The 13,835-nt window shown below is 40.6% G+C and carries 13 protein-coding genes, 2 tRNA genes and 1 pseudogene; all 16 read right to left on the bottom strand.

Annotated elements, in window-relative coordinates; genetic code table 11:
• Positions 1-5: 5 nt before the first annotated feature.
• Positions 6-704 carry a 3-oxoacyl-ACP reductase gene (locus tag N8M09_RS08330; protein WP_261064847.1) on the bottom strand — a complete coding sequence of 233 codons (699 nt, stop codon included), beginning with the start codon at positions 702-704 and terminating at the stop codon, positions 6-8.
• Entirely contained in the window at positions 697-933 is a 237-nt protein-coding gene (locus tag N8M09_RS08325) for a DUF2829 domain-containing protein (RefSeq protein ID WP_314726061.1), read from the bottom strand. The genes N8M09_RS08330 and N8M09_RS08325 overlap by 8 nt, the downstream gene beginning before the upstream one ends.
• A 110-nt stretch (positions 934-1,043) precedes the next feature.
• Positions 1,044-1,851 (bottom strand): annotated as a pseudogene (locus tag N8M09_RS08320) (IS630 family transposase).
• Between the two features lie 287 nt (positions 1,852-2,138).
• Entirely contained in the window at positions 2,139-3,551 is a 1,413-nt protein-coding gene (gene sufB, locus N8M09_RS08315) for a Fe-S cluster assembly protein SufB (RefSeq protein WP_000797054.1), read from the bottom strand.
• A gap of 57 nt (positions 3,552-3,608) precedes the next feature.
• On the bottom strand, positions 3,609-4,049 hold the full coding sequence (gene sufU, locus N8M09_RS08310; RefSeq protein WP_261054186.1) for a Fe-S cluster assembly sulfur transfer protein SufU: 441 nt from the start codon (positions 4,047-4,049) through the stop codon (positions 3,609-3,611).
• Complete coding sequence (locus tag N8M09_RS08305; protein ID WP_261064845.1) at positions 4,036-5,262, bottom strand: cysteine desulfurase; 1,227 nt, start codon at positions 5,260-5,262, stop codon at positions 4,036-4,038. Before N8M09_RS08305 ends, sufU begins: the two co-directional genes overlap by 14 nt.
• Positions 5,263-5,272: 10 nt before the next feature.
• A complete protein-coding gene (gene sufD / locus N8M09_RS08300; protein ID WP_261064844.1) occupies positions 5,273-6,535 on the bottom strand; it encodes a Fe-S cluster assembly protein SufD in 1,263 nt (420 codons plus the stop codon).
• 27 nt (positions 6,536-6,562) lie between these two features.
• A complete protein-coding gene (sufC, locus tag N8M09_RS08295) occupies positions 6,563-7,333 on the bottom strand; it encodes a Fe-S cluster assembly ATPase SufC (RefSeq protein ID WP_000114489.1) in 771 nt (256 codons plus the stop codon).
• Positions 7,334-7,483: 150 nt separating this feature from the next.
• Positions 7,484-7,678 (bottom strand): DUF3272 domain-containing protein, encoded by a 195-nt coding sequence (locus N8M09_RS08290; RefSeq protein WP_001081602.1) that lies wholly within the window; start codon positions 7,676-7,678, stop codon positions 7,484-7,486.
• A gap of 27 nt (positions 7,679-7,705) precedes the next feature.
• A complete protein-coding gene (dnaX, locus tag N8M09_RS08285) occupies positions 7,706-9,361 on the bottom strand; it encodes a DNA polymerase III subunit gamma/tau (RefSeq protein ID WP_261064843.1) in 1,656 nt (551 codons plus the stop codon).
• The gene (locus N8M09_RS08280; RefSeq protein WP_218764174.1) at positions 9,361-9,858 is read right to left on the bottom strand and encodes a GAF domain-containing protein; all 498 of its coding nucleotides are present in this window, start codon (positions 9,856-9,858) and stop codon (positions 9,361-9,363) included. Before N8M09_RS08280 ends, dnaX begins: the two co-directional genes overlap by 1 nt.
• An 85-nt stretch (positions 9,859-9,943) precedes the next feature.
• Positions 9,944-11,146, bottom strand: coding sequence for a 30S ribosomal protein S1 (rpsA, locus tag N8M09_RS08275; protein ID WP_001001630.1), 1,203 nt, complete (start codon positions 11,144-11,146; stop codon positions 9,944-9,946).
• Positions 11,147-11,306: 160 nt separating this feature from the next.
• A tRNA-Gln gene (locus N8M09_RS08270) sits at positions 11,307-11,378 on the bottom strand.
• Positions 11,379-11,387: 9 nt separating this feature from the next.
• Positions 11,388-11,468, bottom strand: a tRNA-Tyr gene (locus tag N8M09_RS08265).
• Between the two features lie 49 nt (positions 11,469-11,517).
• Positions 11,518-11,748 (bottom strand): DUF2969 domain-containing protein, encoded by a 231-nt coding sequence (locus N8M09_RS08260; RefSeq protein WP_000037113.1) that lies wholly within the window; start codon positions 11,746-11,748, stop codon positions 11,518-11,520.
• Between the two features lie 98 nt (positions 11,749-11,846).
• Complete coding sequence (locus tag N8M09_RS08255; RefSeq protein WP_261064842.1) at positions 11,847-13,814, bottom strand: peptide ABC transporter substrate-binding protein; 1,968 nt, start codon at positions 13,812-13,814, stop codon at positions 11,847-11,849.
• Between the last annotated feature and the right edge of the window lie 21 nt (positions 13,815-13,835).

The following is a 13,835-nucleotide window of genomic DNA, read 5'->3' as shown; positions in this document are numbered from 1 at the left end:
TACTCCTACTTCAAAGACCAGCCACCATCTATTGTCAGAATTTGTCCTTGCATGGCAGATGCCTTTCCACTGGCCAACAAGAGACTGACTTCTGCCACTTCCTCTGGTTCAATCCAGCGCTTGATTGGCGTTTCACTCGCCACCCAGTCAGCCAATCCACCTGGCTCAAAGTCGGCAGCGGTCATACCCGTCTTGACTGCTCCTGGAGCAATACCAAAGACCTGAATACCAGCTTCTGCATAGTCTAGAGCCAACTGCTTGGTAAAGCCAGCTAGGGCGTGCTTCGAAGAAGTATAGGCGTGTCCACCACCGCCTGCTAGACTAGAAGCGATAGAACACATATTGATAATGGCCCCCTTTTTATTTTCCAGCATTTGTGTCAAATAATAGCGAGTCAACTCAACAGGAGTCACGTAGTTTATTTCAAAAATCTCTTGAATTTCCTGGGCTGATTGCTCCAAAAGTGGTTTATAATCATCCAAAACTCCAGCAGTATTGCACAAAACATCAACCTGAGGACACCAGTCAAAAATAGGCTCCAAGTCCAAGGTCAAATCTCTCTGTAAAAAATGGAAATCACCTTGTAGGAATGGATTTTCACCTTGGTCCACTCCATAAACTTGATAGTCCTTCTCTAAAAAAAGTCGAGCCTGAGCCAATCCGATACCTGAACTCACTCCTGTAATGAGTACACGCCTAGTCATGCACTTCTACCCAATCTGTCGCCAAAACATCACAAGGTGTCGGACTCCACATGGAAAAACCTTCTCCCTCCCCAGATACGTTGATTAGGAAATAGGGCGTTACTTCAAGCGCAACCCCATTTTGCTCGATAGTGTCAAAGATTTGGACATAGTTTTCCGCCCCTCCCCAACCAGTGCGTACATATTTTTTCTTAGCCTTTAAGCCAGGCAGAATTTCTTCAAAAGTCATGTTATTCTCCTTTAATTCTACATTCTTCATTTAATTATAACAAAAAACCGCTTTGCAACGGCTTTTTGACTCATTTTAAATCAAAATCTATAAGCATTTTATAATTATAGTCATTTAGTTTTAAAAAAGCGTTCCAAACATTCAAAAATATTTGGAACTTCCCTTAATAAATCCGTCACTTTCTTCTTCAAAATATCTCAAACTTGCTCAATAGGATTCAAATCTGGTGAATGAGGTGGTAGAGGTAAGAGAAAGTGTCTATTTTGGATACAGAGTTCATCCAAAATGTTCTTGGGATGAAAACTAGCATTGTCCATGACAATGACATGAGGTGTCTTCAAAGCAGGCAGGAGTTACGTTTTAAACCACTCCACAAAGAAATCGATTGTCATACTTTCCTCGTAAATCATGGGAGCTATAAACTCTCCGTCTACCTGTCCTGCAACAATTGAAGTCCGCTCAAAACACCGTTCGCTAATCTTTTCATAGACTTTCTCCTCTATAGGAGCCCGTGCATAAGGACGATAGAGGTAGTGGTCGATTCCTGTTTCGTCAATATATACGACTGGTAAATCTTTTAGGTTATCCAAAATATCAAGAAACTCAGCGACTTTCTGGTGTCCTTAATCTGCTTTAAAGCTGTCCATACTGAAGGAACAACACAATCAAAATGTGCCGCAATTTCCCGTAAAAAAGCGTCTGGATGAGCCTCTACAAAGGCTTTCAATTCCTCTAAAGGGATTTTCCGCTTTGTGACGACTCGCTTTTTCCGCTCTAAGTGTCCTTGTTCACGTCTTTCTTTTCCCACGTGAAGAGAGTTTTGACGCCAACATCAAAAACTTTAGCTGCTTCGACATGGCTATGTCCCTCTTTAATGTAATCTAATGCTCCTTGTTTAAAATCTGTACTATATACCATAGCTTTATTATAATATTCTTATTTAAAACTAAGCAACTATACCCTGGCTTGAACTGACTATTTTATATATTGTCTTACTTCGTCCTCACAAAAATATATCAAAAATCAAAAGCGCTTAGGAAAAAACTCTATTTCATTAGAGAATACAATAAAACGCATAATATCAAGTTTTTTTGGCTCGCTCCTGATATCATGCATTTTCTGTTCTTAAAACCTTTTTCTCAGTCTCTTGTTGTTACAAGTTCATCTTCAAGATCCTTGATTGGGGGTAAATCTAAAAACAAATTTTACCCAACTGATCCTTCCATTTCATAGCTAATCAAGCGATTCAGCTCAACTGCATATTCCATTGGAAGTTCTTTTGTGAAGGGCTCCACAAATCCCATAACAATCATCTCAGTTGCCTCAGATTCTGACAATCCACGGCTCATGAGGTAATAGAGTTGCTCTTCTGAAATCTTAGATACCTTAGCTTCGTGTTCCAAAGCGACTTGTGAGTTGTGAATTTCATTAAATGGAATGGTATCTGATGCTGACAAGTCATCCATGATAATGGTATCACATTCGATGTGAGAGACAGATTTCTTAGAGTTCTTATTAAAGGTTACCTGTCCACGGTAGTCAACCTTTCCTCCGCCTTTAGCGATGGATTTAGACACAATAGACGAGCTGGTATGTGGAGCATTGTGGATCATCTTGGCACCAGTGTCCTGGTGTTGCCCTGCATTAGCAAAGGCAATAGAGAGCATGGTACCACGCGCCCCTTCTCCATCTAGGTAAACAGATGGGTATTTCATGGTTGTTTTAGCACCCAAGTTACCATCAATCCACTCAACAGTGGCATCCTTTTGAGCTTTAGCACGTTTGGTTACCAAGTTATAGACGTTATCAGACCAGTTTTGGATGGTTGTATAGCGCATATAAGCTCCGTCCAAAGCAAAGATTTCTACGATGGCAGCGTGCAAGCTGTTACTTGAATAAGTAGGCGCTGTACATCCTTCTACATAATGGACACTTGCTCCTTCATCAACGATAATCAAGGTACGTTCAAACTGACCAGTATTTTCGTTGTTGATACGGAAGTAAGTTTGAAGTGGGATATCTACTTTGACCCCTTTTGGTACGTAGATAAAGGTTCCACCAGACCATACTGCTGAGTTAAGGGCAGCCAATTTGTTATCTGTTGGCGGTACCAACTTCGCAAAGTATTGTTTAAACAAGTCTGGGTATTCCTTGAGGGCAGAATCCGTATCTGTAAAGATAATCCCCAATTTCTGGAACTCTTCCTTCATATTGTGGTAAACCACTTCTGACTCATACTGGGCAGAGGCACCTGCTAGATAAGCACGCTCAGCTTCTGGAATCCCGATACGTTCAAAGGTTTCTTTGATTTTTTCAGGAACCTCATCCCATGAACGAGCTGGTTTATCAGATGGTTTTTGGTAGTAGATCAAGTCATCAAAATCAATCTCTGACAAGTCTGCTCCCCAAGTTTGCATGGGCATTTTTTTAAAGGTTTCATAAGACTTCAAACGGAATTCTAACATCCACTCAGGTTCTCCCTTAGCAGCTGATAGTTCACGAATGACATCTTCGTTCAATCCTTTTCCTGTCGATAGGACAGGCTCTACATCATCATGGAAACCAAATTTATATTCACCAAGGTCAATTGGTTTTGGTTCTACTCTTTCTTCAGCCATAATATCCTTTCTTTCATTCTTCATTTCTAATAGTCCATAAGACAAAAGAAACTTGTCTTACTTGTTTTCTTGATTTTTAATTGTTTTCTTCAGGGCATTCCAAGCTAGGGTTGCACACTTAATTCGTTGAGGGAATTTTGCAACGCCTGATAAGAAAGATGCATCTCCAAGTTGGTCTTGACGCTCATCTTTTTGCCCTTGAACCATTTCAGAAAAAATAGTTGCAAGTTCTAAAATTTCTTGTTTGGTTTTTCCTAAAACTGCATCTGTCATCATGCTAGCAGAGGCAGTCGAGATGGTACAACCTGAGTTTAGAAAAGCGATATCCTCCAAGCAGTCATCTGCATCAAACTTGACGGAGAGATTGATAACATCTCCACAGGTTGGATTATTGAGACTGATTTGCTCAGCATCATCCAGCTTCCCTTGATGATGTGGATTTTTCGAATGATCCGCTACCACTGCCATATAGAGGCTATCTAGTTTAGAAAGTGCCATTGAAAAACTCCTTTGTCTTTTGTAAGGCATCGATCAACTTGTCGCAATCTGCCTTGGTATTGTAGATATAAAAACTTGCACGAGCTGTTGCTGGGACATCCAAATACTGGAGCAAAGGTTGAGCGCAATGGTGACCCGCGCGAACAGCCACTCCTTCATAATCAAGTGCTGTAGCTAGGTCGTGCGGATGAAGATCACCTAGGTTAAAGGCAATGACACCTGAACGTTGAGCCAAATCCTGTGAACCATAAATGGTCAGTCCTTCAATCGCCTGCAGTTTTGGATAGACGTATGCGATTAATTCCTGTTCATGAGCTTCAATGGAATCCATACCAATCTTTTCCAGATAATCCACTGCCGCAGCAAGTCCGATTGCACCAGCCATGTTAGGAGTTCCAGCCTCAAATTTCCAAGGCAATTCTTTCCAACAAGCAGATTGCTCATAGACGAAATCAATCATCTCACCGCCAAATTCAACTGGTGACATTTGCTCCAGATACTTTTCTTTGCCATAAAGAACACCGATACCAGTCGGACCAGCCATCTTGTGACCTGAAAAGGCAAAGAAGTCCACATCCAAGTCCTGAACATCAATCTTCATATGAGGTGTAGATTGAGCACCATCCACCACCATGATGGCTCCCACTTGGTGGGCCAATTGAGTGATTTCTTTGATTGGATTGACCACACCAAGAACATTTGAGGCGTGAGCTAGGGAGACAAACTTGACTCTATCAGTCAATTTAGCTCGCAGATCATCCATATCCAAGGCTCCATCCTTGAGATAGACATAGACAAGCTCAGCCCCAGTCTTGCGACAGGCCTCCTGCCAAGGAATGATGTTGGAATGGTGTTCCATGACAGAAATCAAAACCTGGTCTCCCTCAGTCAAGACTTCCTCAGCATAACGCGCTACCCAGTTAAGACTAGTTGTCGTTCCTCTTGTAAAGAGAACTTCCTTTGTAGACCCTGCATTGATAAACTTACGAATTGTTTCACGGGCAGCTTCATAAGATGCTGTCGCTCTCTCAGCCAAGGTATGAACGCCACGATGAACATTGGCATTGTCGTTCTCATAGTAGCGGTTAATCGTCTCCAGAACTGCTAGTGGTTTTTGTGTCGTCGCAGCATTGTCCAAATAAACCAATGGTTCATCATTAACAATCTGGTCTAAAATTGGAAAATCCTTGCGAATCGCTTCTACATCTAACATAGGCTACCCCTTAGCGTTTTGACAATTTTTCTTCGATAGTTGCAATCATTTCATCACGAACTTCCTTGACAGGGATCTCAACGATAACGGATCCAAGGAAACCACGAACAACCAAGCGTTCTGCAGTTGCCTTATCCAAGCCACGGCTCATGAGGTAGTACATATCTTCTGGATCTACCTGACCGATAGAAGCTGCATGACCTGCAGTAACATCATTTTCATCAATCAAAAGAATTGGATTGGCATCTGAACGCGCTTGGTCTGAAAGCATAAGAACACGACTCTCTTGTTGCGCATCTGCTCCCTTGGCCCCCTTAATAATGTGACCGATACCGTTGAAAGTTAAAGTTGCTTTTTCAAGAATAACCCCATGTTGGAGGATATTTCCGATTGAGTTGCAACCATAGTTAGTTACTCGGGTATCAATCCCTTGTACCTGACGGCCACTTGAAAGAGCTACCACTTTAAGGTCAGCATTGCTACCATTACCAATCAAGTCACTATCAAAATCCGCAACGACATTTCCTTCGTTCATGACACCGATTGCCCAGTCAATACTTGCATCGTTACCTAGTTTACCACGACGGCTAATGTAAGCAGTAACATTTTCACCTAGACGGTCGATAGCCGCAAACTTCACTTGCGCACCAGAACGAGCAATCACTTCTACTGTGATATTAGCAGTTGCTTTGGCACTTCCTCCACCACGTGACTCTAAACGTTCTAGATAACTAATCTTAGAGTTTTTACCAGCGATAATCATAATATGCTTGTTAAACGGCACATCGCTATCGCTGTCTTGATAGAAAATTCCTTCGATTGGTTCTTTAATCTCAACGTTATCAGGAATGTAGAGAACAGCACCACTATTGAAATAAGCTGTATGGTAGGCTGCCAACTTGTCATCGTCATACTTAACAGATGACATGAAGAATTCTTCGATCAGCTCTGGAATTTCTTCTAAAGCTGAATGAAAGTCCGTAAAGACAACTCCTTGTTCAGCCAACTCAACTGGAGTTTGCTCAAAAACAGTTTGAGTTCCTACTTGCACCAACTTCAAGTGATTATCTAGTGCAGTGAAATCTGGAACATTTGCTGATGGCTCACTTTCTGTAATCGTTCCATCACCCAGATTCCAACGGTGGAATTTGACACGCTCAATAACTGGTAATTCCAAAGTCTCAATCTTGTCAAAAGCTTTTTGACGGAGATCAGCCAACCAGCTTGGTTCAGCGTGCATTTCTGAAAAAAGTTTAATAGTTTCTTTAGTCATTTACTTCTCCTAAAAGATACGAGGGAATTACAATTCTTCCTTGTAGTCGTAGCCAAGTTCTTCAGCTAGTTTTGCGTATCCTTCACGTTCCAAACGCGCAGCCAATTCTGGACCACCAGAAAGGACAACACGCCCCTCCATCATGACGTGTACCACATCAGGTGTGATGTAGTTCAAAAGACGTTGGTAGTGAGTGATAATCATAGCACCAAAGCCTTCACCACGCATGGCATTAACACCTTTAGAAACAACTTTAAGGGCATCAATATCAAGACCAGAGTCAATCTCATCCAAAAGGGCAAAAGTTGGTTCCAACATCAAGAGTTGAAGAATTTCATTTCGTTTTTTCTCACCACCAGAGAAACCTTCGTTGAGGTAACGCTCAGCCATTTCTTCTTTCATGTTGAGCAATTCCATCTTCTCATCCAATTTAGTGATAAACTCACGAACTGAAATCTTCTCATCGTCTTCTTTACCAGCATTCATAGCTGCACGAAGAAACTCAGCATTGGTAATTCCAGGAATTTCTGATGGGTATTGCATAGCAAGGAAAAGTCCCATACGCGCACGCTCGTCAACTTCCAACTCAAGGATGTTTACGCCATCAAACAAGACCTCACCTTTGGTAACTTCATAGTTTGGATTTCCCATGATAGCTGCAGAAAGAGTCGATTTACCAGTACCATTTGGTCCCATGATAGCAGCGATTTCTCCTGTTTTCAGGGTCAGGTTAACCCCTTTTAAAATTTCTTTTCCTTCAATCTCGACGTGAAGATCTTTAATCTCTAATACTGACATAATAGTTCCTTTCTTTTTCAAGACCTTTACAGTTCTTACTGGAAACATACTTGATTTCCCTAGAAAATACGGTAAAAGGTCAATAAATATACTTTTATAGTATAACAAAAAAAAGCCTAAAAGGCTTTGATTTTGTCTAGAAGCTGAGGACTAGTCTTTTCCTTTTAAATGCTGGTCAATGACGTCTACAATCTTGCCCATCAAGTAACTAACTCGGAAATTTCTAAAAAGCAAAATGGCCCAAAAGGCTGCCATAATATAACGACCAGTCATCCAAGCTTCATTGAAAAAATAGGTCTCAGCAGCTGTAAACAGCGCGATGATAATAAATTGTTGTCTATTCATAAACTTATTGTATCATGAAATCTTTCTTTAGTCTTCCTCTACCTTCACTTTATCAGCCAAAAATTCAAATCCTTCTGGAATCAAGCTTTCTTCTGCTTCTTTTTCAGTTTGAGAAGATTTGGCTTTGGCTGAAAAGGCTGCGCGAACTTCTTTCCATTCCTCCATGGAAATGGCTAAAATTTCGGGTGAAAAACCTGCTGCCTGACTGAGGATGTTACCAAACATAGTATTGAGATTGTCCCGTTTCATGGTTTGACCAGCATTGAAGTTAGACTCAAAAGCAAGAATAGCATGGTGTTCATTGGCCGCAACCGGTTGAGAACCAACTAATAGAGCCTTATCAGGACCTCCTAGACTTTCAATCACCTCTCCCCATGCATTCTGCAAGCGAATCAGATTTTGACGTGCTAAATCAGGATTTTCGACAGCCTCTTGTAAGATAGATTGAACCTTATTGCGATCCACACGATAGACTGTTTTGCCTGCTGTTGGGCGACTAGGAGCTGGATTTGTTGGCTTAGCTACGGTTCCCACATTGGCAAGTTCTTGTTTGAGACGTGCAACTTCCTGTCTCAATGCAGCAATTTCATGTTCAACTGCCCCAGAAAGAGCTGGTTCAGGTTTAACCTCCGCCAAACGGATGGTCATCATCTCAGCATAAATCTTGGGCTGCAAACTAGACTTAATATCCCCTAAACTCACCGTCGCTAAGCGAATCATTTCAAACAGATTTTCTTGAGGAAGTGCCAAATTCTCTACAAATACTGGACTATGATGAGTGTTTTCTCCACCTGTTTGAACAATTAACAAGTCTCTTAAATAGTGCAAAAGGTCCGTCACAAAACGAGTCATACTCTTACCATTGTCAAAAAGAAGATTTAAGCAAGACAAGGCCTTTGTAACATCCTGTTGAGATAAGGCAGCCACATAATCATCCAAGGCTGATAGGCTAATAGTACCAGTAATTTCTTCAGAGATGGCAGTCGTCAGCTCGTTTCCCTGTGTCAAACTCAAGGCTTGATCCAAAATAGACAAGGCATCCCGCATCCCACCTTCAGCCCGTCTTGCGATAATTTCCACTGCCTCTGGTTCAGAACTGATATTTTCTTTTTCTAAGATATAGCGGATATGTTCCTTAATATCCTGTGTCTTAATCGATTTAAATTCAAAACGTTGCACACGGGATAAAATCGTAGCAGGTATCTTGTGCAATTCAGTAGTAGCTAAAATAAAGACCACATTCTGTGTTGGCTCTTCCAGCGTCTTGAGAAGAGCATTAAAAGCCCCTGTAGACAGCATATGAACCTCATCTATGATATAAACCTTATAACGGGCAAGACTAGGGGCGTAGGTAGATTTATCACGAATTTCACGGATTTCATCGACCCCATTATTAGAAGCTGCATCCATTTCGATGACATCTTCTAAACTACCATCCGTCACTGCTTGACAAATATAGCAGTTATTACAAGGTTCACCCCCCACTTGATTGGGACAGTTCATAGCCTTGGCAAAAATTTTAGCTACACTGGTTTTTCCCGTTCCACGAGGACCTGAAAAAAGATAAGCATGACTTATTTTCTCTTGCTCCACCGCTTGTTTAAGAGTCTTAGCTACAACTTCTTGACCAACCAACTGGGAGAAGTTTTGACTTCTATATTTTCGATAAAGTGCTTGATACATTAGGCTTTCTCCCCAAACATTGTAAAGTCCCATTCTGTCTTTTCAAGCAAAATAGCGACAAATTGTTCCAAATAATCTCGATCCATAGCATCATAATCATCAAGCTCTGAAGAATCCAGATCCAGAACTCCGAGCAATTGACCATTCTTTATCATCGGCACAACAATTTCACTTTTAGCGCTACTATCACAAGAAATATAGTTGGGATAAGTCATTACATCTCCAACAATAACAGTTTCCTGAAAGTGAGCTGCCTCACCACAAACACCTTTGCCTAGCGCAATACGGATGCAGGAAACACCTCCTTGGAAAGGACCTAAAACCAATTCCTTTCCATCGAATAGATAAAAGCCTGAAAATACGGTATTAGGAAAGCGTGATTTTAGAAGAGCACTGGCGTTGGAAAGATTAGCCAAAACATTGGTTTCACCATCCAATAAAAAAGAGAGCTCCTCATTTAACATTTGATAACGTGATTGTTTTTCTGATTCTAACATAGGACTATTATATCAAAAAAGGCTTACAGACAAAAGAAAAATCCCTTGTTTAGTAAACAAAGGATTTTGTGAATTTTCAATTTGATTAAAGTTCGATATCACCGAACAAGTCAGCCATTGAGAATCCTGTTTGTGTTTCTGGAAGTTCGAAATCACGTTTTTCTTGACGTTTTGGACGACGTGGACGAGCAGCACGTTTTTCTTCTTTTTGTCCTTCTTCTTGAGCTGGACGCTCTTCAAGAGCTTTGATAGAAAGTGATACGCGCTCTGCATCTGCGTTAACTTCAAGAACTTTAACTTTAACTTCTTGACCAACTTTAAGAGCTTCTTTGGGATTTTCAATACGTTTGTGTGAAATTTGTGATACGTGAACAAGTCCATCGATACCTGGCAATACTTCAACAAATGCACCGAAGTCAGTCAAACGTTTAACTGTTCCTTCAACTACATCACCTTTAGCCAATTTTTGCTCAACGCCATCCCATGGTCCAGGTGTTGTTGCTTTAAGTGAAAGTGATACACGTCCTTCTTCTTCGTTAAGATCAAGGATTTTCACTTCAATTTCTTCACCAACAGTTACAACTGATTTTGGTGATACGTTACGTTCATGTGACAATTCAGTCAAGTGAACCAATCCGTCAACACCACCAAGGTCGATGAAAGCACCGAAGCTTGTGATACGTGCAACTTTACCAGTTACTACATCACCAACAGCCAATTTACCAAATACTTCAGCACGAGCTGCTGCAGTAGCTGCTTCAACAACTTCACGACGTGAAAGGATGAAGCGGTTTTCTTTAGCGTCAACTTCTTTGATCTTAGCATCAAATTCTTGACCTACAAAACGCTCAGTGTTACGTACGAAACGAGTATCCAACATCGAAGCTGGGATAAATCCACGAACACCTTCAAATTCTACTGAAAGTCCACCTTTAACGGCACGAGTTCCTTTAACAGTAACAACTTCTTCTTCACGACCAACAAGTTTGTCCCATGCTTTGCGAGCTTCAAGGCGTTTTTTAGATACAAGGTATGTAACTGTATCAGTATCTTTACCAACTACTTGACGAAGTACAAGAACATCCAATACTTCTCCTACTTTAACAAAGTCATTGATATCTGCATCGCGATCGTTTGTCAATTCGCGAAGAGTCAAGACACCTTCAACACCAGTTCCAGAGATTGCAACGTTAGCTTGAGTCGCATCAACTGTCAATACTTCAGCACTAACAACATCACCAGTCTCAACTTGGCTAACGCTATTTAGCAAATCTTCAAATTCGTTCATCTAAAAAATCCTCCAACAATCAAGTTTTTCTTAAACTTGACATACTTATAATTTTTTCCTAAGCACCCACAAGGACATGTTCATATCGTTCACGTCTTTCAATTATAAAAATAAAATACCCTAAGATATTTTGCTTTTTATCTTGATTATTACCTAAGAACTGGGGTAGCTGGATTCGAACCAACGCATGAGGGAGTCAAAGTCCCTTGCCTTACCGCTTGGCTATACCCCATTGATGAAATGGAGAGAGAGGGATTCGAACCCCCGAACCCGAAGGAGCGGATTTACAGTCCGCCGCGTTTAGCCTCTTCGCTATCTCTCCTACAATCAACATGGACTATTATATCATGAAAATTTCAAAAAAACAAGACTTATTTTGCTAAATTATAATTTTCAATCAAAATTTCCACAGCTTTTTCCAATTTTTTATAAAAACTATCGACATTTCCATTCTTTATGATGGCAAATTGTCCATCTAATTCGGCAATTTCTCCGATAACTTTTTTACCAATGGTCAACGTATAACCTTCAAAACTGTCTTTTCCTACATTAACCTTGGCATCTGCTACTTGAATTTCAATTTTTTTATCTTTCTTGCTCATTTCATACCTCTCTTCACTTTTTCTATTTTACAAGAAAATCCCAAAACTAGCAAGAAAAAACTCTATATCATTCCAAGTCTGATATAGAGTTTTCTGCTTTATTTAATGTGTTTTTCTAGTTCTTTTTGGTACTTACCATTTGATTCCAATTTTTCTTTTTGCCATTTTTTCAGTGCTTCTTCATATTCTTTTGTTGTAACGATATCTTTTTGCAATTTCATCCCTTTAAAGATATATGGGTCACCCTTAATACCAACTTGTGAGTATGGTTTTGAGAATGGCACGACATTACTTACAACTGGAGAACCACCAGATGAAGCAGTTGGCATCAATAATGAACTATCTGTCAACCAAGCTTGAGCCTTGGCATATTTTTCATAGCGTTCTTCAAGATTTGTAGTTTCTGAATCTGCATCATCCAATAATTTCTTATATTGGTCCAAACCAAGTTTCGCTACAACATCCTTATCTTTCCCTTTAGTAATACCAAGGTGTTTCATAGCAGAACCTGATTTAGGATCCATGATATTCAAGTAAGATGCTGGATCTTGATAGCTTGGAGCCCATCCTGTACTGTTCAAATCATAGTCTTTTTGAGAAGGAACACGCGCTTGAGAAGTGATTGTTTCCTTTTCATTATCTGTCATTTGAAGAACATCGATGACAACATTTTCAGCACCAAGAGTTGATTCGATTGACTGTTTGAAAGAGTTGCTTTGTTGAACAGCGATGGTATCTGTTTGTTCAACTGGGACATCCAAGTGAATTGGGAAAGTTACCCCTTTAGATTCCAAGTCTTTCTTAGCTTTTTCGAACGCAGCTTTAGCCTTATCAGGGTTGTAGATAGAATCCTTACCGTCAACTAGCTCAACACCTTTCCATTGGTCACCATAGTTCACCAACTCGGCTTGGGCGATTTGACCAAAGTTTTTACCCCCTGCTTGTACAAAGTTGTCAGGAACAAGGCTGTTACGAATAATCTTGTCCGCACCGTCATCACCATTTAGCTGGGCAGCATAAGAATGGCGGTTGAAGGCAAAGTTGATAGCCTGACGGAAGTCCTTATTAAGCATAGCTTCTTTTGTAGAAGTCTTTTGCTCTTCACTTGTTTTCGCAGTTTTATTATATGACTGACGATTTACGTTAAAGGTGAAGTAATAGCTACTTGAGTCCTGTGGGCTATAAGTGATTTTATCTCCGTATTGTTCCAAAGTAGAAGCAAAGTTTGAGCTACTTGGGAAGAGACGGGCTGTCGTATAGGCACCTGAAGAGAAGCTACGAATCAACGATTCCTGATCTGAACCATCGTAGTAGGTCAATTTGACCTTTTCAATTTTTACCTTTTCTTTATCCCAGTAGTTTGGATTTTTCTCGTATTCAATCAACGATTTAGACGTCAAGGTCTTCAAGATATAAGGACCATTGTAAAGAATCCCTGCTGGAGTAACTGCTCCATAATCTTTACCTGATGCCTTCAAAAACTCTTCATTTACAGGCAACATCGTCGCTGTTGTAACTTTAGAGTTCCAGAAACTTTCTGGTTTGTTTAGGGTATATTCAACTGTATAATCGTCCAAGGCCTTAACACCAACTGTAGAGAAATCATTGGTCTCACCAGTCATGTAGGCATCCAAACCCTTGATTGAATTTTGGATGAGAGAGACACCGTCTGACTTACCGTCAGCTACGTGTTTCAATCCTGTTACAAAGTCATGGGCTGTTACTTCTGCATATTCTTCACCTTCAGAAGTGTACCATTTAACTCCTTTACGAAGTTTGTAGGTATAAGTCAAACCATCTTTTGACACAGACCAATCCTCAGCCAAGGAAGGGATAACATTTCCGTACTGGTCGTTTTCCATCAAGCCATCAACCACGTTCCCGATGACATCTGTTGTAGATGTACGAGTCGCTATACTATAGTCCAAAGATGCTGGATCTACTGCATAGACATATGAAAATGTTGTCGGTGCATCTGCTTCTTTATCAGCTTTTCCACAAGCCACTAAAAGAGCTGTTGTGCTCAGGACCACTCCTGCTGTTAAGAGCCACTTTTTCGATTTCATCAAAAATCTCCTTTTGTTTGT

Source organism: Streptococcus mitis (assembly GCF_946190375.1).
In the GTDB taxonomy this organism is placed as follows: Bacteria; Bacillota; Bacilli; order Lactobacillales; family Streptococcaceae; genus Streptococcus; species Streptococcus mitis_CJ.
This window is presented reverse-complemented; position numbering and strand designations above follow the sequence as displayed.